The organism is Eggerthella sp. 1_3_56FAA, from assembly GCF_000185625.1.
Taxonomy (GTDB): Bacteria; Actinomycetota; Coriobacteriia; order Coriobacteriales; family Eggerthellaceae; genus Eggerthella; species Eggerthella lenta.
Map to the genome: position 1 here is coordinate 1,178,173 of NZ_GL622579.1, position 17,512 is coordinate 1,195,684.

The 17,512-nt window shown below is 56.0% G+C and carries 16 protein-coding genes; all 16 read right to left on the bottom strand.

The window, feature by feature from the left end:
- Window positions 1-223 precede the first annotated feature (223 nt).
- On the bottom strand, window positions 224-1,441 hold the full coding sequence (locus HMPREF1023_RS05165; RefSeq protein WP_009305125.1) for an acetyl-CoA carboxylase biotin carboxylase subunit family protein: 1,218 nt from the start codon (window positions 1,439-1,441) through the stop codon (window positions 224-226).
- The gene (pseG, locus tag HMPREF1023_RS05170) at window positions 1,438-2,478 is read right to left on the bottom strand and encodes a UDP-2,4-diacetamido-2,4,6-trideoxy-beta-L-altropyranose hydrolase (protein WP_009305126.1); all 1,041 of its coding nucleotides are present in this window, start codon (window positions 2,476-2,478) and stop codon (window positions 1,438-1,440) included. Before pseG ends, HMPREF1023_RS05165 begins: the two co-directional genes overlap by 4 nt.
- Window positions 2,460-2,978: a GNAT family N-acetyltransferase gene (locus HMPREF1023_RS05175; RefSeq protein ID WP_009305127.1), complete on the bottom strand. Its 519-nt coding sequence runs from the start codon at window positions 2,976-2,978 to the stop codon at window positions 2,460-2,462. Before HMPREF1023_RS05175 ends, pseG begins: the two co-directional genes overlap by 19 nt.
- Window positions 2,971-4,005: a pseudaminic acid synthase gene (gene pseI / locus HMPREF1023_RS05180; RefSeq protein WP_009305128.1), complete on the bottom strand. Its 1,035-nt coding sequence runs from the start codon at window positions 4,003-4,005 to the stop codon at window positions 2,971-2,973. The genes HMPREF1023_RS05175 and pseI overlap by 8 nt, the downstream gene beginning before the upstream one ends.
- Window positions 3,992-4,705: a pseudaminic acid cytidylyltransferase gene (gene pseF, locus HMPREF1023_RS05185; RefSeq protein WP_009305129.1), complete on the bottom strand. Its 714-nt coding sequence runs from the start codon at window positions 4,703-4,705 to the stop codon at window positions 3,992-3,994. The genes pseI and pseF overlap by 14 nt, the downstream gene beginning before the upstream one ends.
- Window positions 4,698-5,369: a transferase gene (locus HMPREF1023_RS05190; RefSeq protein WP_050784808.1), complete on the bottom strand. Its 672-nt coding sequence runs from the start codon at window positions 5,367-5,369 to the stop codon at window positions 4,698-4,700. The genes pseF and HMPREF1023_RS05190 overlap by 8 nt, the downstream gene beginning before the upstream one ends.
- Window positions 5,366-6,577: a UDP-4-amino-4,6-dideoxy-N-acetyl-beta-L-altrosamine transaminase gene (gene pseC / locus HMPREF1023_RS05195; protein ID WP_009305131.1), complete on the bottom strand. Its 1,212-nt coding sequence runs from the start codon at window positions 6,575-6,577 to the stop codon at window positions 5,366-5,368. The genes HMPREF1023_RS05190 and pseC overlap by 4 nt, the downstream gene beginning before the upstream one ends.
- Before the next feature lie 10 nt (window positions 6,578-6,587).
- A complete protein-coding gene (pseB, locus tag HMPREF1023_RS05200; RefSeq protein WP_009305132.1) occupies window positions 6,588-7,610 on the bottom strand; it encodes a UDP-N-acetylglucosamine 4,6-dehydratase (inverting) in 1,023 nt (340 codons plus the stop codon).
- Between the two features lie 470 nt (window positions 7,611-8,080).
- Window positions 8,081-9,577 carry a lipopolysaccharide biosynthesis protein gene (locus HMPREF1023_RS05205; protein ID WP_254882310.1) on the bottom strand — a complete coding sequence of 499 codons (1,497 nt, stop codon included), beginning with the start codon at window positions 9,575-9,577 and terminating at the stop codon, window positions 8,081-8,083.
- Window positions 9,537-10,757 (bottom strand): hypothetical protein, encoded by a 1,221-nt coding sequence (locus HMPREF1023_RS05210; protein WP_009305134.1) that lies wholly within the window; start codon window positions 10,755-10,757, stop codon window positions 9,537-9,539. The genes HMPREF1023_RS05205 and HMPREF1023_RS05210 overlap by 41 nt, the downstream gene beginning before the upstream one ends.
- Window positions 10,758-10,762: 5 nt before the next feature.
- Window positions 10,763-11,995: a hypothetical protein gene (locus HMPREF1023_RS05215; RefSeq protein ID WP_009305135.1), complete on the bottom strand. Its 1,233-nt coding sequence runs from the start codon at window positions 11,993-11,995 to the stop codon at window positions 10,763-10,765.
- A gap of 9 nt (window positions 11,996-12,004) precedes the next feature.
- Window positions 12,005-13,099, bottom strand: coding sequence for a glycosyltransferase family 1 protein (locus HMPREF1023_RS05220; RefSeq protein ID WP_009305136.1), 1,095 nt, complete (start codon window positions 13,097-13,099; stop codon window positions 12,005-12,007).
- Window positions 13,096-14,544, bottom strand: coding sequence for a sugar phosphate nucleotidyltransferase (locus tag HMPREF1023_RS05225; RefSeq protein ID WP_009305137.1), 1,449 nt, complete (start codon window positions 14,542-14,544; stop codon window positions 13,096-13,098). The genes HMPREF1023_RS05220 and HMPREF1023_RS05225 overlap by 4 nt, the downstream gene beginning before the upstream one ends.
- Window positions 14,545-14,946: 402 nt before the next feature.
- Window positions 14,947-15,783 (bottom strand): NAD(P)-dependent oxidoreductase, encoded by an 837-nt coding sequence (locus HMPREF1023_RS05235; protein WP_009305139.1) that lies wholly within the window; start codon window positions 15,781-15,783, stop codon window positions 14,947-14,949.
- The gene (locus HMPREF1023_RS05240; RefSeq protein WP_009305140.1) at window positions 15,780-16,781 is read right to left on the bottom strand and encodes a hypothetical protein; all 1,002 of its coding nucleotides are present in this window, start codon (window positions 16,779-16,781) and stop codon (window positions 15,780-15,782) included. The genes HMPREF1023_RS05235 and HMPREF1023_RS05240 overlap by 4 nt, the downstream gene beginning before the upstream one ends.
- A 1-nt stretch (window position 16,782) precedes the next feature.
- Window positions 16,783-17,490 (bottom strand): sugar transferase, encoded by a 708-nt coding sequence (locus tag HMPREF1023_RS05245; RefSeq protein WP_009305141.1) that lies wholly within the window; start codon window positions 17,488-17,490, stop codon window positions 16,783-16,785.
- Window positions 17,491-17,512 lie beyond the last annotated feature (22 nt).

Below are 17,512 nucleotides of genomic sequence, written 5' to 3' on the forward strand. Positions count from 1 at the left end.
CAGTGGCACGCGGTTCCTCAACGCGGCTACCTTTCGTTTCTTGTCGATAAAGCCTTCGATGTTGGGCAGCGCATATCACGTACTGCCGACTTCGCCTCGAGCTCTCGCTTGCCGATCCAGACGGGCTTCTTTCAGAACTTGCATTCGTCGAAAACCAGAGCTCTCGGTTGGCGTTCGTTTGTTATGCCGATATGAACGCGCCGAGAATGCACCCCCGAAACGATCATCTAGCTTCGATCACAGGATGACACATCTTCGGAAGCCGCGACGTTAAAGTCCTGGCATCGGTTTCGCCTGGAAAATGGAGAAGGCTCACGCCGATGGAGTCCGATGTACTCTTCAGCGGATCGACTTGCGATCCGATTTCTTTATAGAGATGCGTTTCAATGAGCGCGCAATCGTATTCAGGCGTTGTCGAAAAGCCTCGAAAAACGCCTTCCTCGTGCGAATAATGCATAAACTGCACCCATAAGCCGTCGTTAGATCGCTCAAACATTTGCAAATCGGAAGGCTCGCCTACAGCTATGCGCAGCGTAGCTGCGGTAATGTCATCTCCGGATATATGGGAGAAAAAACTCGGAAGGAAGTTTCCGCCGTTGCGTGGGCCAACGTCAATGATGTACATATTTCCCGAGGCATCAAAAATGAGCTCGACATTCATAGGGCCTTGCACAATGCCCGCACGCTCAACAAGTCGTGAAAGGACTTGTCGCGCTTGATCCTCAACCGTCTCTGCTATGTCCGCAGGGTGAACGCAACATGAGGGAACCACACCGTTGAGAGAGAGATCGCGATAAGCGCTCATAAGTCCCCAGGAGACGATTCTCCCATGTTCCACGAATATTTCCGCTTCGATGACCCGACCAGGTGTAACTGTTTCGACGTACTGTTCGACAACCACTTCCCGCTTACGCGAGTGAGCGAGCGCATGAGAAAACGCCTCCGGAGCGTTCGCGGGGTCGCGCACAACGGTAACACCCCGACTGCCAGCCGAATCAACCGGCTTCATTACGAGAGGGAAATCGACCTCTCGCACCGCCATCTCCAAAGAGTCGGAATCTCCGGCCCCTACAATGGCGCATCGAGGAACGGAGAAGCCGTTCTTGCAAAGAAAGGCGCGAAAAAGCCCTTTGTCGCAGAGCATGGCAACAGACTCATAGGGGTTGGTTGGCAGCCTCAAACGCTCCGACACCCAGGCGGCTATGGGAGCGGGTGCATCCGAGGCGTAGGACACCACGCCGTCCACATGCTCTTCACGAGCTACTGCGAGCACGGCTTCGGCATCCAACGTGCTCACCTCATAAAAGGAGTCGGCGAGTTCGCGCCCCGGGCAATTGGGGTCATAGTCGCAAAGCACCGTGCGATATCCTAGACGCTTTGCAGCGGCGAAGGAATCGAGCTGCTGCGCCGAACCGCCTAGAAGGAGAACGGTCTTATTCATCGCATAGCCTCCAATCGTGATATCTCGTCACAGATCCTTTCGCATCCTAAACCGTCAATAAGCTCATGGAAAGACTTGGATAGCGCTTCCCGTCGGACTGCATCATGCACTAAGCTTTCCACCTTGTTGCGAACGGCCGCCGCACACGTAGCGATCCCGTCATATGCGCGAGCGGCATACTCGATGACTCCGAGCTCCTTCAACTTATCGGTTTCCCCGTTTGCATCCTGCTCCGGAACCATGGAGAACCCCACCGTTGGAACGCCGCAAGCGGCAAGCTCGTACAGTGTCGTTCCGCAGGCCGACACAGCAATATCGCATTCTCGCATGAGTACCGCCATGTTGGTCACATTCTCAAGAAGCTCAACCTGTTCGCAGTTTGAATACCTTTTGTGCAATTGTCTCTTTGAGGCGTTCAAAGGTCCAATCACAACTCGAAGCCGTATGCGCTCTTGGAGCAAGGTCGGAAGCAGGCTGTCGATAATTACCCCTGTGACCCCTTCGGCATCTGCATTCCCTGTGGTGAGCAGTATGCTGCGAACGTGCCGGCGGACTCCCCTCGGGACGCGAAAGAAGCCCTGTCGAAGCGGAGCGTACGCGGGACCAAGTAACAGCCTGCACTTCTTGCCATATGATCGACAATAAAAATCATCATCTATGTTGAGACTGTAATTGGCGAGCAGACGCAATTCGGGCGATACCAAGCGTTTTGTTCCGAGATATCCGACGCTTGCCATGTTTGCAAGCTCTCTAACGTACCTCGATGTAATTTGGTAGGAGTCAACGAGGAATACGGAGCCAGAATAGGGGCGCAAAAGTCGGCGGACTGCAGGAAGCTCCGATTCGAGATCCGTCCAGTCGCTCTCTAGCACTTCAAGAGGAAAACCTTCCGACTCGATGAAAGGCGATGCTCCATCGTCGGCAGACACGAAGAAACATTCTCCCCCTTTTGAGCGCCATGTGTTCGCAATAGCAAGACAGCGTCTCACATGGCCTGCGGAGATGGAATCATTGGCGTCTACGCGGAAGACGAGCATTTCTTTCCATGCTTCAACGCGAAATCGAGGTCGTACCTTACACTTTGAACGTTCTTGAGTTTTCCAAACTTGCCCGATCCTAGGACGAAGTCGTTTTTTTCTAAAGCGCGGCGACAGGCTATGTTCGTTTCCAGAACATAAGCGTGCATGCTGGACAAGCCAAGTTCGAGCTCAGCATAGTTTACAAGTTGGGCGATAAGGGCAGATCCGATGCCTCTTCCTCTCATGGATTCGTCTCCGATATACCACCAACCCTCACCGTGTCCGTTCTCGATGTATTTGACCCCTGCGCATCCAATGTGCACACCGTCGTATTCCACTGCAAGATAGCAGGCTCCCGACTTGAATACATTATCAAAATATGCCCGATGGGTTTCCGGCGTCGGAATAGCATTTCCAGCAAATTCATTTACGTACCAAGGCTTGATAACCCAACCGTAAATCCTGTCAACGTCGGAGGGGGTTACCTCGCGCAACTCCACGCCCTTTACGTTACCCATTCAAGTCCCCAATCGTTATTGGCTCGCCGTAAGCTATATTGCGCGACGCCGTCTTACCGAGAAGCAGGGGGAGATGCTTCGGCGGCAACCCGGAACCCGGGCGAATGCTGCGAACGTTCTGCTTTGTAAAAGGCTCACCAGCGCGAATGTCTGCCACCGCGTAAAGCGATCGGCGTCCGAGAAGCCCCTGCTCTTCACGCGGCGTACGCTCATAAGCGATGCGCCCGATAGCGGCGCTGGCATTTCTCACGGCCTCGATCATGTCCGCGAACTCTTGCTTGTCCATGGAAAAAGCCGAATCGACGGTTTCCTCATCGCGCGTAATGCAAAAGTGTTTTTCAATTACGCTTGCACCCAAAGTGGCGGCTGCAACGTCCACCGCATAGCCCATCGAATGATCCGAAAGGCCTACTGGAAAACCAAAGCGTTCTCGCATGTCAGCCATTGTAGCAATGTTCATGTCTTCATAGACGGCCGGATATTCGCTTGTGCACTTAAGCAAAACAATTTGCTCGTTTCCTTCTCGGCGACATGCGTCGACGGCATCTTGAATTTCTTCCATGGAGCCCATTCCGCAACTGATTATCATGGGCTTGCCCTTAGAGGCGGTGTATTCGATTAGCGGCACATCCACCAACTCGGGCGAAGCGATTTTGTATGCGCCACATTCGATTGACTCCAAAAAGTCCACTGACGTGGGATCGAATACACTGGAGAGAAAATCCATTCCCAGCTTCTCGCACTCTGCCTTGATGTCGGTCTGCCACTCCCAAGGGGTATGCGCCTCTTCATAGAGGTCATAAAGGGTTCGACCCTCCCAAAGCCCCTTGAGCGTCATAAAATCAGACCCATCGTGGTCAATAGTGATGGTGTCAGCCGTGTAGGTTTGAAGCTTCAGGCAGTCTGCCCCTGCTTCGGCCGCAGCGTGTACGATATCCATGGCCTTCTCGAGGCTTCCACTGTGATTTCCCGACATCTCGGCAATGAAATAAACGCCGCCTTCGCTTATTGTGTTAAACAGTCTCATTCGCATTCCCCTCGCATTTCCATAGCCGATACTTCGTTTCGGCCATTTCCCAATCACCCAGAGTGTCTATGTCTTGCGCAAGCGCGGGATCGATGCGGAATCCCTTACAGCCCGGCATCACAAAGGAATGCGTCGACTTCCAAGCATCCGTTCGTGCAAAATAAAAACGGCCGCAATCGTGAGCTGTTTTCGGCAGATCTTGGCTACGGACGAGCGCGTTTTCGGGGCGCTCCCATGCAAGAGAGCCGTCGTCTTCCAATAAGAACGCCCTTTGGGGAGGGAAGTCAAAATCGGTTACGGCCACAACGGCATTCGTCTCCGGATTCTCTAGGAACCTTGCGGCATTGCGCAGCTCTTCCGCTGTCATGAAGGGCGCCGTTGGATAAATGCAGGCAAGCACATCAAAGTCGCAGCCACGGACCCGGTACTCGGACAGGACCTCCGTCAAAACATCGCCGCTCGTCGCGTAGTCGCCGCTCGTCGCTTCGCTCCTCATAAATGGGACGCTCGCCCCGTAGGTGCGAGCCACGTCGGCGATCTCCTTGTCGTCGGTGGACACCATCACTTCGTCGAATAGGCCGCTTGCAAGCGCGGCCTCGATCGAGTAGGCGATGATAGGCTTACCGCAGAAGTCCTTGATGTTCTTGCGGGGGATACGCTTGGATCCCCCGCGCGCCGTAATGATAGCCACCTTACTCATAAGAGAACACCTGCTCGGCGTAATCCCTCACGTAATCCAGCCTGTTCTCCTTGATCACGAGATTCGGGCTTTGCCCGAAAACGAGGGAACCGCCGGGAACGTCCGTGTCCTTCACGTAGGCGTTGGCGCCGATGATCACGTTGTCGCCTATCTCGCAATCGCCGACGACCTTGCTGTTCGACAGCATGAAGACCGATCGGCCGAACCTGGGGTAGACGCCCCTGTTGTTCCCAACCGTGCACCCTTGCGAGAACGTGAAGTAGTCCGAATAGCTCGCACGTCCCAAGACAGATCCGAGCGGGTGGTCGAACGTGAAGATGTCGGGAAGCGCCACCTGGTAGTACAGATCGACGGAATTCATGACCTTGTTGAGTGCGTACAGCTTGTCGCACACCGACGCCATCTCCCTCCCGACGAATACGCAGCGGGCCAGCTCGTACAGAAAGCGGGACCACTGGCACCCCTGAAGAGGGTCGAACCTGGTCGCGCCCGCCTCGCTGTAGTACTTGTTCCTCGTCTTCGAGAACGAGCGCTCGCATCGGGCGAGGGCGTTGTCGAACTCCCCGCTCACGGCGGCCTCTTCCGCATCGCTCAGGAAAAAGAAGGAGCTCAGCTGCCTCAGGAGCATCGCCTTCGCCCCGGCCTTCGATCCGACTATGTTCATACGCTCCGCCCTTTCTCCGCCCTGCACCAGCCGACCACCTTGCGCACGGCCTCCACGACGCAGCGGGCGTCCTCGTCGCTCAGCCCGCAGTGCAGAGGCAGCGTGACCGCCTCCTCGTAGTAGCGGTTCGCCTCCGGGCAGCATTCGGGGTCGTAGCCGAGGCCCGCGTAGTACGGAAGGCGGTAGACGGGCAGGTAGTGCACGTTCACCCCTATGTTCTCGGCTCGCAGCGCGTCGAATACGAACCGCCTGCTCACGCCAAGGGCCTCCAGGTCGAAGCGCAGCACGTAGAGGTGGCGCGTGGTGTCCTCGGGAGCGGGGTCGAGCTGGGAGGCCACCTCGGGGATCGCGGCGAACTCCCGGTCGTAGTACGCCGTCAGCTGCCGTCGTCGGCGCGAGAACTCGGGAAGGCGCCTCAGCTGGGAGGCGCCGAGGGCCGCCTCGATGTCGCTGATCCGGTAGTTGTAGCCGAGCTCGATCTGCTCGTAGTACCAACCGCCGACGTCGGCACGGCCCATGAGCGACGGGTCGCGGGTTATGCCGTGCTTCGCGAACAGGTCGACGCGCCGGGCGAGCTCCGGGTCGCTCGTCGCGACCGCCCCGCCCTCCCCGGCGGTGACCGTCTTCACCGGGTGGAAGCTGAAGGTGGTCATGTCGGCGATCGATCCGACGGGTTTTCCGCCATGGACGGTGCCTATGGAGTGCGCGGCATCCTCGATGAACAGGAGGTCGAATTCGTCGCATATCTTGCGTATCTCATCGGAGTCCACGTGCACGCCTCCGAAGTCGACCGCAATGACGGCCTTCGTTTTCTCGTTGATTCGCTCACGGATTGACTCGGGAGAAACATTCCAAGTCCTCGAATCTATGTCAGCGAAAACAGGGGTACCGCCGCAGTAGAGCACGCAGTTGGCCGACGCGGCGAACGTGATCGGGGACACGACGACCTCGTCTCCGGGGCCGATCCCTGCGGCGAGGCACGCGACGTGCAGCGCGGCGGTGCCGTTGGCGACCGCGGTGGCGTATCTCGCGCCGGCAGCCTCCGCGACGGCCCTCTCGAAGCGCTCGGTGGCGGGACCGCAGGTCAGGAAGTCGCTCCTGAGCACGTCGGCGACCGCGGCGACGTCGTCCTCGTCGATCGTCTGGCGGCCGTATCCCAGCAGCCTCCCGCTCGCGGCGCCGCCGCCGTGCATGGCCAGCTTCTCCATCCTGCGCCTCCTAGTACTTGATTTCCATGTTGGACAGAAGATCCCTGAGCTGCTCGACCGTGAGCCATTCGTCGTTGGTCCCGGAGTCGTACACGAAGCCGGGCTCGACCTTCCTGCCGCCCTTGAGGTCGACCTTGGAGAGGTCGCACCACTCCATGTGCGGGTAGATGACGTAGTTCTTCTCGTACTCGTAGGTGGTCAGGCTGTCGGCCTCCGGCACCATGCACTCGTGCAGCTTCTCGCCCTCGCGGATGCCGACCTCCACCTGGCCGAGGTCGGGGGCCATGGCCGTCGCGAGGTCGGTCACCCTGAACGACGGAATCTTCGAGATGTAGGTCTCGCCGCCCTCCGACTCCTCGAGCGCCTTGACGACGAGCCGGATGCCCTCGTCGAGCGAGATCCAGAAGCGCGTCATGCGCATGTCGGTGATGGGCAGCTCGGTCGCGCCCGACTTGGCGAGGTTGTCGAAGAACGGGATGACCGATCCGCGCGAACCGGCGACGTTGCCGTAGCGGACCACCGAGAAGACGGTGCCGGACTGGCCGCGATACGCGTTCGCGGCGACGAACAGCTTGTCGGACACGAGCTTGGTGCCGCCGTAGAGGTTCACGGGGTTCACGGCTTTGTCGGTGGAGAGCGCCACCACCTTCCGCACGCCCGAGTCCAGCGCTGCGCTTATGACGCCCATGGCCCCGTCGATGTTCGTCTTTACGGCCTCCATGGGGTTGTACTCGCACGCCGGAACCTGCTTGAGGGCGGCGGCGTGGACGACGTAGTCGACCTCCTTGAACGCGCGGCGCAGCCTAGCCTCGTCGCGCACGTCGCCGATGAAGAATCGGAGCTTGGAGTCGTAATCGACCCCTGCCTCTTTGCCGAGCGCGGTGAATTTGTTGCGCATGACGAACTGCTTGTACTCGTCGCGCGAGTAGATGATGATCTTCTTGGGATCGTAGTTCTCCAGCACGTGGCGGGCGAACGCGTTGCCGAACGAGCCGGTGCCTCCGGTTACGAGGATGGTTTTGTTATTGAGCATGTGCAGTTCCTTTCTATGCTGTTGTTTTCAAGGTGCGTTCAGTGCAAAACTCGAAGAGATGCTAGTCATTGGTGGCAATGTCTCGAGACCGCCGATATCTCCCAAATCCATATGTTCTTTCTGGCGTATGCGCATTCGAGAGGTCGAAGCAATCCAATAGAGCGAACGTGTCCTTTAGACCTGCGCCAATCCCTCAAATTGGTTTTTACTTCATTGGAAGATCGTCCGTTTCTTTTAAGTCGTGAAAGATGGGGTTCTAAAATGGAAATCCTGCAAACTGCTTGTATATTCGCATATTGCCAAACGCTCAGAATTGGTACCTCTTTGCGTTGGCCTTTCTTTGGGCCAATCCTCCCTTTGTTCGGGGTGGGCGGTGATCTCCCGTCGACGGCAGCTAGCCCGTTTGCAACGTGCGAATGCGTCGTTTGGAACTCCAAGTTCTTCGGATGCTGATAGCGCATGCGCGCATCTCATAGTTTTTCATCTTTCTCATGGAGCAGCCTTTTTGCCAAGTTCTTGAAATCCTTAGCCCCTTCAATATTTAGAAGCTTTATCCCGCCTATATAGATTAATGAAAAAACCGTTGCTTCAAAAAGCAATTGCGCACCATAAGAGAGTCCTGCAAAGGATACGCAAAACGCGGCACCCGCTGCCGCAGTTGACAGAAGGTAGATAGGAAGAGAATCCTTTAGTTGACAAGAGCGCGAATACCCAACAAAGCGCATGGCAGGTTGCATATCGACAAGCAGCACTGAAAGCACCGCTGTTGCTGCCGTAAAGAACGACACAACGTAGATGTCTTTTGAAACGGCAGCAGCCGCGCAGATAACCACGCCTCCCAGAACGACTTTGACTACTTGGAGCTTGAGGTACAGGCCGCTGCGACCAAGCGCCATATACGCCCTGAGGTTTACCAATTGCAAAAGAAGAACGCTGTTGGAAAGGCAAGCCATTTGAAATATCGGAACGCTCGGAAGCCATTTTTCCGTTAGAAGCAAGGCGACGATAGGTTCGGCTGAAGCGGCGCAGAAAAACGCTGCAGGGACGACTACGAGCGATCCTGAAAGCAAACACGCCCTCATCATTCGAACAAGAGCAGGCCTGTCGTCTTTAAGGGACGAGAACACCGGGAAGAACACATTTTGCAGCGCATTGCTAGCTATCGAAACAACCGCACCAGGCCACTTTCTTCCTTGGCTGTAGTACCCCAGATCACCAGTCGAGCAAGCCTTTCCGATTATCAGGTCTGAGGCTCCCATATACAAAACGTTCAGAATCCCTGTTGCGCAGATCTTCCATCCGTAGCCGAATAACTCCTTGGCGGCTTCGCGGTCAAAGAGAAGGGAGGGTCTCCAAGAAGCTGCCAAATAAAGCATCAGGGTCGCGCAAGCGCTCTGCGAGACTACTTGTATGACGAGAGCCCATATGCCAAAGCCGGACAATGCAAGCCCTACCCCAAAAGCGCTTGAAACGACGATGGCAAGAACGTTCGCTTTGAACAGTCCCTTGAAATCCATCGCGCTTTGCAGCCGAGATCGTAGTATGGAATTCATAGAATTGAACACTATGACAACGGAAAGAACCCTGAGCAGAGGAGTGAAACTGCGCTCTCCGTAAAATGCAGAGACTACGGGAGCTACTGTAAATAACAAGCAGAAAAGGAGCGAGGCGACTGCCATGCTCAGCCAAAATGCAGTCGAACATTCAACATCGGTCGTTTTCGATTTTTGAATGAGCGCTGTCCCTAGGCCGCTCTGCGACACCGCGTCGGCAACATTCACCAGCACTAGGAGAATCGCCATAATCCCAAATTCCTCGGGAGCGAGGATCCTAGCGAGGACGATCTGAACGAAAAGAGTAACGACCTTCGAGCCGCCTTGCTCCAAGAAGGACCATGCTAGCGAGCGAGCAACGCTATCGCGCGGATTAAACGGCATTTGCAGGCACCGGGTTTTCATGTCCGGCATTGCGCGTAAGTGAATCGAGAATCGAGATGCGCAGACTCTCGTTGCTGGTCGGGACGGCAATCCTGCGCTTATCGTCATATCTTTCCATCAAGTCTTCTACGGTTCCGTAGTCGCCAGATGTCCCATTGCCTCGGTATAGCTTGTTTAAGAAAACAACTGTCGGCTCTATGTCGAACACTAGCTTCGGCATCACTTGTGCGCTTGACCCCAACCCTATCAATACAGAACCGGAAGTTAAATGACCTTCGGCCCAGTATGATTCCCAAAACCCCTTTCCATCATCCAAGAACGCACCACTGGCGACATGATTCACCATCGGCCTGCGAGGATGGCACCGTATGATTAAATTATTGCCAAATTCGTCACACAAAAGCGCGATTACGGACTCTTCAAAGGCCAGCATCTCTGAAGGCGCGTTGTCGGGCAGCGACAGATATATCAATCTCCTTGATCGGTACTCGCTGACGTTGGCGATAGGAAGCACTCTTTGCATCTCCGAGCAACTGTGCGGATAGGCGAGAGGGCGGACATCCACATTCTTGTATCGCTTTTTGTCCCCGTCGCTTGGGTTAAAGAGATTAACCGATGCTATATCCATGGAATAACGGGTGCCTTTGAGTGCCCTCGTTGCGCATTTGGCCACCCATTTGGCAAAATCTATTTTGTTGAAACCCGCCTCTCTGTAATTGACTATCGGATCGAGCAAGGAGTACGCTTTTGCTATCGAGGCGTTATGGCTCCCTGTTCCGTCGTCTATCAATTCGGAATGACCGTTCTTGACAAAGCTCATCTTCAACTCGAGATTCAAATTGTTTACTCCGGGAAAATACAGCACGTCGTACTCTCGAAAAGAAAACTGTTGCGATAACTCAACAAAACGCGAATCGTAAATCGCCCCCCGCAACGCTTCTTTCAAGGGTGCTTTTTTCGGGTCTCTGTATGAATACTCGCTAAGGATGACTTGGTCGAATATTCCAGCTTCCCGCAAACGATCAACGTAATCCTCTGCACATTTAAACCTGTTCGAGACAACGAGCGTGGAATAGTCTATGCAACGTTCCTCGTCTTTGATGATCGCGATGCTTGAAAGCAGCTGGAAAGGGCTCTCGATCGAAAAAATTGCTCGCCTGGGCTTTTTGCCATCCGGCTTCCTTGGCTTTCGCGCCGAGCCGACCTCCATCTCAATCACCTTCTCGTCTTCCGCTTCCGCACTGCTAGATAAATCACAAAAAGGATCAACAGCGCAATTTCTAATGTTTCGTACGTAAGATAGAAAGTCCGCCAAAACTCGAACAACGTATAGTAGACAATCGGATAATAGATCAGACCGCCAATTCGACCATACGAGTAGCTTCTATACGCCGTTGCGGCAATGAGCAAATATATTGGAATCAGCAGGATGCCCGCAAACCCCACATTGAAGACGGAGTCACCAAAGCCACCCAGATTCGTATAGTATCCCTGCCCGAAAGATGTTCGATACGAATACAACCACTCAGCTAAGGAATTGACGCTGTCGGATGTTAAACCAAGTCTTTGGAGTGACGGTAAAAAAAACTCCACGTTGACTGGAAAACCGGTTGAAATCATGTCGGGGAAATGCGAAATATATATGATCGTCGATAGAGGATAGTCGATCATTCTTGAAATGCCCCAGATAAAGACACTATCTGTATGCCACGCCCCTCCGGCTAACTCATAGTCCCTGTTGCCCTGTACGTATACGAAGAAAAGCGCTGCTACTGCCAAAACGATGCCGATTTTCAACGTAGTACCGAGACTAATTTCCTTATCGTAGAACCATAATCTCGTCATTGAAGCAAACAGGACAAAAGCGACAAAGAGCAGCACTAATCTACTTCCGAAAACCAGGGACAGCAAAGCTGCTACCGCCAAGGTTCCAAACAAGCACCCTAGGAAAGCCCTCCTCTTGTACAGAAACGGGACTAAAGCAGAATTGACCATAGGCACGATTATCGAAATGCGAAACGGGGATGCATCGAACTCCTCCGCATATCGTGAAGAGTTCCTTATGCAATCTTGAAAATAGTCAATTATGCTCTTTCCCTCGATAGTCGAAGATATAACCCATATAGTCATCAAAAACCCAGCGGCGGTCAGTGCAATAACTAGCTTCTCCAGCTTTTTGACATCGATTTGCTCGCTGAGGCTGATTCCGGCATCAACCGTGTTGCCCTTTGGTTGCATCGCGACAAGCACGGTTACCAAAGAGAACATCATAAGAAAATAGGTTCCTGCGCCCAGTACATCCAGGTTGTGAGCCTTCAGCGTATACGAAGGTATTATTCCCGCCAGAAAAAGAACCGCGCACACTAATTGCAGCAGCAAAACCAAACTCAAAATGAACGCAGGCCTGAAGAGCCCGCTCAGTCTTACTCGTTTCTGTTTCAGTTTCAATCGAAAGCCCTAGTGCGTAGCAAGTGCATGCCTATACACGGATTTGGTCTCTCCGTAGCATCTATCCCACGAAAACCCGGAGGATCGCGCCAGCTGATAGCTGAGCGCTTCTTTCCTGAAACCGTCTTTACCGAGCGCTTCGAGCACGCTCAAACATTGCTTTCTGTCCCCCTCATCGATGAGCAGCGGAGAATCGCCCGCGACCTCAGGGATGGACGAAACCGAGAAGGCTATCGCGGGGCACCCAGCCCGCATCGCTTCGAGCACGGGAATCCCGAATCCTTCGTACTTCGATGGGTAGATCAGCGCGTAAGCGCGGTTGTAAAGCGCATTCAATTCAGTGTTGCCCACGTTCTCGAAATGCAGGATCCTGTCCAGATCAAACCCCGAACCAGGCAATTCCGAACGGGCAATCGGCCCACCGCCGACAGCAACCAAAACGCAGTCCTCAAGATCCTCAAGCAAGCTCACGGCGAAATCAAAGTTTTTGTAACCGACTCTCGAACCTACGTAAAGCAGGAACTTGCGTTCGCCAATAGCTTTCAGTTCTTTCGTCTCCGGAATGGACGAGAGAGTGCGGAAATCATCCGAGACTCCGTTGTAGACTACCGAGACGTCCTTCTCCTTCGCGGAGGGAAAGTACCGGAACAGGTCTTTCTTCGTGTTCTCGGATATGCAGATAATCGAATCGCACGATGCTATGCACTTTGCTTTAAGTACCGTGTTTACGGTCCTCTGCCGACCCTTGAAGTATTTTTGGTGAGTGAAATCGTGTACGGTCAGAACGCTTCGAACGTCGTCGTTCTTCGCTGTTCTAAAATACGTCCCATGGAAAACCGCGTTTTCAGCCGGATCGTCAATTCTCGCCTGGGCGATTCTCTGCAGGATTAGCCTGTCGTGCTTCTCCGGTTGGAACGAAGCACACCGGCCTGCGATCTTCTCGTAAGCCAAATTGTCGATCCGCTCATCAACGCCGAGGCAGCTCACGACGATCTCCTCGTCTGCGATCGCCCTTTTCAAAAGCTCCTCGCAGTAGACGGAAACGCCGCCCATCCTCTGCATGCGAAATATCACCTGGTCGGTATACAGGGTCATCGGATTCATGCCGCGCCGTCCTTGCCCTCTGCGCGTCCATGCCCGAAAAGATCCTCGTTGCACGCGTCGTCCCCGACCGCAACGGCCTTCCCCTTTGGTCCCTCTATCGAATTCCAGTAGTACCCGAATCTCACTATATCCTCCTCGACAAGGACATCGCCCAGCTGAACCTCGATGATCCGCAGCTCGGTAAAAGCGCGCACGGCGTGCATGCGCCCGGGGGGAATCTTGGCGACCGAGCCGACGCCCACGCAGGAGACCTCGCCGTCGAGCACGACCTCGCCCTCGCCGGAAACCACCGTCCACACCTCGGATCTTCGAGCGTGCGCCTGATAGGAAAGCTGGCAGCCGGGCCCGACAACGAGCTCCTTCGCAAGCGACATGCGGCCGTCCGGATGCACGCTCGAATCGAGCACGCGGTACTCGCCCCAATGCCGCCGCTCGTACATGGGCCGCGATAGAGCCGCTTTCTCGACAAGGGGTTTCAAGCGCGCGCTCTCCCGCTTGCCCGAAACCAGGATCCCGTCCGGGGTCGCGACCACCACGGAATCGGAGAGCCCGGCCACGACCATGGGAAGCCCCGTCTCGTTGATCACATGGACCCCTCTGCAGGTGGCCTCGTCTACTGTAGCGCGGCCGGAATGCTCGTCGGCCATCTCCTCGCAAAGCGTGTTCCATGTTCCCAGGTCTTTCCACTCGCCCGAGTAGGGGACGACGGCGACAGAAGGCGCCTTCTCGACCACCGCGTAGTCGAAGCTGTTTTTCGGAAGTTTGCTATACCCGTCGAACACGTCTTCAAAACAATGCGCATCCACATAGTCGCGCATAACGCCGAGAAGGTACTCCAATCTGAAAGCGAATACGCCGCAGTTCCAGAGCGCCCCCTCAGCCAGCAACTCCTTCGCCTCGGCTTCGCGGGGCTTCTCCTTGAATCGAGCGACTCGCCAAGCGCCTCCGTTTCGCGACGCGGGCACGATGTAGCCATACTTCTCCGAGGGATAGGCGGGCTCAACCCCCATGAGGACAAGATCCGCGATGCGAGCGTGAACCGCAGCATCGAGATCCACGATCTTGTCGTAATACGCCTGCTCGGTATAAGGATCGATGGGCAAGACGACCACCGTGTCCGCAGGGTCGGCCCCCTGCACGAAAGCGAGATGAGCGCAGGCGAGCATGATGGCGGGCGCGGTGTCGCGTCGCTCGGGCTCAAGGACCAACGAGAACGATCCCTCGATCTGAGCCTCGATTCCCGCCTGCTGAGAGGAGCAGGCGGCGACCGTGACATCCGCCTCAAGCGAAGCCTGCGCGATCAAGGAGAACGTACGCTGCACCATGGAAACACGATTCCCGTCGCCATCGCGCAACACCTTGAGAAACTGCTTCGATCGGGCATTGTTGGATAGCGGCCACAACCGCGTTCCCGAGCCGCCCGAAAGGAGGATGATGTGAATCATGCGTTGCTCCCTATGCAAACAGGCTTGGTATGCAATGGCCGATAGTTGAGCGGTGCAGCGGAGTTCGACGGAGCGTCTCCGTAATCCCCGCGACTCGTGTCTGAGATAAAGATGTTCGAGGCCATGAGAACGTCATCGCCTATCTCCACGCGCTCGTGCGCTACGATGTGCACACGATAGTTCATCTTGCAGTTCCTGCCGATAACGGGCGTAGGGCCATCACCGTCGAGGTCGAACCTGCTCCCGTATCCGGTGGTCAGCCCCGAGCCGTATCGGAAGCGCTCTTTGCCCCGCAGGCGTATTGGCCGTCTTACCGGGCGGGCTTTGGGATAGAACAGCTTGGTCATCAGGAGAGCCCAGCCGTTTTTGGCCGCTTCTCCTATGGCGTACTGGCCGAACACGCTAATCGCGCCTCTCATTTGCCATCATGCGATCTGCATCTGCCGGATCGCCCCATATGCCAGGGGAATCATAAGGTCTGTCGGGAAACGCGCCGTACTGAAGACGAATATCGAGACCCTCGTCCTCAATGAACCGTTCGACTCGACTTGCCAACGATTCGGGCTTTCCTGAGCAGATGTTGACGATGCCTGTCAGACCCGCTTCCAAAACAGCTCTCGCAGTCATCTCGCAGAAATCGTCGTAATCGAGGAAATCGAACAGGTTCCTGCCCGAGGTGAAGGGGAACTCCCTCTTGCCGGCGGCGCTCGCCCGGGCTATCTTCGAGAAGATCGAGCACCCGTCCGTCCGCCCGTCCACTATGTAGTAGCCTCTCATCCAGAGGCATTCGGCACCGTGCTCGCCGGCCGCGAGGAAGGTGAAGCCTCTGAGCGCGTTCTTGGCTATGCCGTAGCGCGACATCGGGAAGCACGGGGTGTCGGCCTTGACCGGCCCCTCGTGGTAGCCCACCTCGTGCATGCTTCCCATGACGCAGACCCTCTTCGCACTGCCTTGCGCTACCGCTTCGACGAACCGGCAGTGCTTGGGAAGGTCCTCGATGTGCGAAGGGGCTCCGTGGTCAAAACCGTCCCTCCATGCAAGGTGGACGAGCACGTCAGGATCGCCCAGCTCGGTGCAAGGATCTTCCATGCGGAATATATCGCCCTCGACCCGCTCGGCACGTTCGTCCACCTCCGCGAGACGGAAGCCCGATGCGACCACCTCGGCCCCCTCGTCCAGCAGCTTCGAGACGATCCCCTTCCCTAGGTACCCGTCGGCGCCCGTCACGCAGCACTTCATCTTTCGCCTCCGCGTCCGACGACGGTTTCCAGCCAGGATCGAAGGCTGTACTTTTCGTAGATGTCTTCGGGGAGGTCGACGTACTCCGAGGAGAAAAAGGGGTCCTTGCGATCCATCCTGCCCCGGTACACGTAGACGTTCTCTTTCCGATAGAAGTCGTATCCCATTATCTCCTCGTTAGTCGTGATGATTTTTCTTCTCGCACCCAGACACTCCATCGTCCGCATCGTAAGGCCTCTTTGGCCGTCCTGCGGAGAGTCGAGCATGCACCATGAACGGGAAACGACCTCCTCAGTCTCTTCCGGAGTCAGGGCATCGAAATGGAACTGAGAATAGGCAGCCCGCCTGTAGTCCTCAGATAGCAGCTTGTGCCTTGCGTAGAGCAGCCGAGAGGGAAGGAAGTGGTAGATGTACTTCCTGTCCAAAAGCCCTTCGCACTGCTCGACGACCTCCTGGACGAACCCGTACTTCTTGGGATGGGCGGTTCCGATGAAGGCGACATCGTAGTCAGCTTCGATCTTCGCCTTCGATCGCCTCCCGATGGCCTGGTAGCCTGGATGGTAAAAGAGGGGCAAGAACTCCATCCGGTACAATCTCGAATCGCGCTCGTCGAATGTGTACGCCTCGTCGAAGCAATCGAGCACGCTCAAGACATGGGGATAGTTTTCCACCGCGTCCCATTGGTACAAGACGAATCTCGCGTTAGGGATCACGCACCTTAGCCTTAAGAGGTGCTCCTTGCCGAAAGATAGGGATTGTCCCGACACGACGAGGACAAGATCGTATTGCGCTTCTTCCGCGTCATGCCTGACGCTTTCGAAATACCGGTCGATAGGGCGGCTCAGTACCTCTTTGTTAACTCTGACGAGGGCTTTCGTGAATGGGTCGTTGCTCGGACGATCATCGACCCATTTGACATCGTGGCCAAGATTCCGCAATCCCATCTGAATCGTTTCGGGATAGTTGAAGAATTTCGGCATAATGAGGAGTATCTTCATTTCAGCACGCCCCCTTGCCGTCGAACATAGCAGCTACCGTCTTCGCTATCACCTTGAGGTCCACCAGAAACGACCTCTCCTCGATGTACTTGAGGTCCAGGTCGACCATCTCCTCGAACCCGGTGTCGCTTCGTCCCCGCACCTGCCAGTAGCCGGTGAGGCCGGGCTTGACCGACAGGCGGCGCATGGCGCGCGCGTCGTACTGGGCGACTTCGGAGGGAAGCGGCGGGCGCGGGCCCACGCAGGAGAGCTGGCCCGCGAGGCAGTTCAGGAACTGCGGCAGCTCGTCGATGGAATGCTTGCGGATGAACTTGCCGATCCTCGTCACGCGCGGGTCGTCCTTGATCTTGAACAGCGGGCCGTCGGCCTCGTTGAGTTCCTGGAGCTCCGCCAGGCGCTCGTCGGCGTCCTTGTGCATGGAGCGGAACTTGTACATGTCGAAGGTGCGGACCTCGCCGCTCCTCCCGATGCGCCCGACGCGCTTCTGGGAGTAGATGGGGCAGCCCGGGGACTCCAGGCGGATGGCGATGCAGAGGACGATCGAAGGGACGAGGAGCACGGCTATCGCGCACGCGCTGAACGCGATGTCGAAGACTCTCTTCACGAAGCGGTACCCCAGTCGCCCTTCCGCCGGCGCGGGGACGGGCACGGGGCCCTCGGCCTCCGACACCAGCTCGGGCGCCAGGAACGCCACGTCGGAGGCGGCCATCGGCTCGGCATCCCCGACCCTC

Bases quoted from the DNA above. Each gene is read 5' to 3' on its own strand.
- HMPREF1023_RS05165 (WP_009305125.1), bottom strand. From the start codon at position 1,441: ATGAATAAGACCGTTCTCCTTCTAGGCGGTTCGGCGCAGCAGCTCGAT.
- pseG (WP_009305126.1), bottom strand. From the start codon at position 2,478: ATGCTCGTCTTCCGCGTAGACGCCAATGATTCCATCTCCGCAGGCCAT.
- HMPREF1023_RS05175 (WP_009305127.1), bottom strand. From the start codon at position 2,978: ATGGGTAACGTAAAGGGCGTGGAGTTGCGCGAGGTAACCCCCTCCGAC.
- pseI (WP_009305128.1), bottom strand. From the start codon at position 4,005: ATGAGACTGTTTAACACAATAAGCGAAGGCGGCGTTTATTTCATTGCC.
- pseF (WP_009305129.1), bottom strand. From the start codon at position 4,705: ATGAGTAAGGTGGCTATCATTACGGCGCGCGGGGGATCCAAGCGTATC.
- HMPREF1023_RS05190 (WP_050784808.1), bottom strand. From the start codon at position 5,369: ATGAACATAGTCGGATCGAAGGCCGGGGCGAAGGCGATGCTCCTGAGG.
- pseC (WP_009305131.1), bottom strand. From the start codon at position 6,577: ATGGAGAAGCTGGCCATGCACGGCGGCGGCGCCGCGAGCGGGAGGCTG.
- pseB (WP_009305132.1), bottom strand. From the start codon at position 7,610: ATGCTCAATAACAAAACCATCCTCGTAACCGGAGGCACCGGCTCGTTC.
- HMPREF1023_RS05205 (WP_254882310.1), bottom strand. From the start codon at position 9,577: ATGCCGGACATGAAAACCCGGTGCCTGCAAATGCCGTTTAATCCGCGC.
- HMPREF1023_RS05210 (WP_009305134.1), bottom strand. From the start codon at position 10,757: ATGGAGGTCGGCTCGGCGCGAAAGCCAAGGAAGCCGGATGGCAAAAAG.
- HMPREF1023_RS05220 (WP_009305136.1), bottom strand. From the start codon at position 13,099: ATGAATCCGATGACCCTGTATACCGACCAGGTGATATTTCGCATGCAG.
- HMPREF1023_RS05225 (WP_009305137.1), bottom strand. From the start codon at position 14,544: ATGATTCACATCATCCTCCTTTCGGGCGGCTCGGGAACGCGGTTGTGG.
- HMPREF1023_RS05235 (WP_009305139.1), bottom strand. From the start codon at position 15,783: ATGAAGTGCTGCGTGACGGGCGCCGACGGGTACCTAGGGAAGGGGATC.
- HMPREF1023_RS05240 (WP_009305140.1), bottom strand. From the start codon at position 16,781: ATGAAGATACTCCTCATTATGCCGAAATTCTTCAACTATCCCGAAACG.
- HMPREF1023_RS05245 (WP_009305141.1), bottom strand. From the start codon at position 17,490: ATGGCCGCCTCCGACGTGGCGTTCCTGGCGCCCGAGCTGGTGTCGGAG.